Below are 1,095 nucleotides of genomic sequence, written 5' to 3' on the forward strand. Positions count from 1 at the left end.
CTCGTCCCTACGCCGTCCGTGGATTCAATAGAGCCCTGTAGACTGCTCTATGAACGGTCGTTACTCCGACTTTGAGGAACTGCGGCCGACTGGCGAGGCGTCCCACATTCCGGACACGAGGCTGGATGACGGGTGTGAGGGTGCCCCCCGACGGCAACGCGTCGCGACGGGCTCTGGTGGTTACCCTGATGCGCCGACGGTAACCGACGGCGAGTGCCGGTCCTGTGGGGCGTCAGTCCCAGACAGCCAGACGAAATGCCGGTTCTGTCTCAGCAACCATCTCGGTAGTGACACCACTAGCACAGACGAGTCAGCTTCGACGACGTTCCTCGGCATCGTCCACTTAGTCGTCGATTCGACCACGTTCTACGGCGCCGTGGCGAAGGGCGGCGCCGCGGCGAACCTCCTCTCCGCCAATGAGGCGGAGCCGGCCGTCGACGACTACACGCTCATCTACGATCTCGACGAGGCGCCTGCCCGCCAGCTGGCCGAGCAATGGCCCTCACTCCCCGACGCGGTACAGGTGTCGTCAGAGGAGGGAGAGCGGCTTCTCAGTGCCGCCCGTGACCGGACTGGGTGGCACGGGCAGGAAGCGTCGAAGCGTCAGGAGCAGGCCCCGACGCGGCTCTACGACCAGCGTGGGGACGGCATCCGCGACGCGTCGCGTCTCGACGCGGTCCTCAACGACGCCGCCGACGCGGCGTGGCTGGTTCCAGCGATGGCGCTGACCGAATCCGCTGACGAAGGTGCGGCTGATCGCCAGGTGTCGTCGGTACCGACGACGCAGGAACTCGACTGTCAAAACTGTGGACGGGGGACCGACCATCGGTTCAAGACCCATGAATCAGTCCCAGATGAGGCGTGGACGGGCCAACCGATCTGGGAGTGCCGGGTGTGTGGCTCGGCTCGCTACGGACCCAGTCTCGAGTAGGGCCAGTGTTGGGCGTCGATTAACCAACATCTCTGCAGGTGGCTCCGGGTTTCGTTGGTTAACAGTAATCGCTCTTATGTAGAATTGCGGAAAACCCCGATAACGAGACAATCAACGATTGACTCGGTGGATTGGCCAGCCAGAGTGAGTGACCGAACGATGCC

Annotated in this window: 1 protein-coding gene; it reads left to right on the plus strand. The window is 63.5% G+C overall.

What is annotated here, in order from left to right:
- Nucleotides 1-49: 49 nt before the first annotated feature.
- Nucleotides 50-931, plus strand: a complete 882-nt coding sequence (locus BLT27_RS20575; RefSeq protein WP_089736699.1) for a biosurfactant protein 1 — start codon at nucleotides 50-52, stop codon at nucleotides 929-931.
- Nucleotides 932-1,095 lie beyond the last annotated feature (164 nt).

The organism is Haloarchaeobius iranensis, from assembly GCF_900103505.1.
Taxonomy (GTDB): Archaea; Halobacteriota; Halobacteria; order Halobacteriales; family Natrialbaceae; genus Haloarchaeobius; species Haloarchaeobius iranensis.

Bases quoted from the DNA above. Each gene is read 5' to 3' on its own strand.
- BLT27_RS20575 (WP_089736699.1), top strand. From the start codon at position 50: ATGAACGGTCGTTACTCCGACTTTGAGGAACTGCGGCCGACTGGCGAG.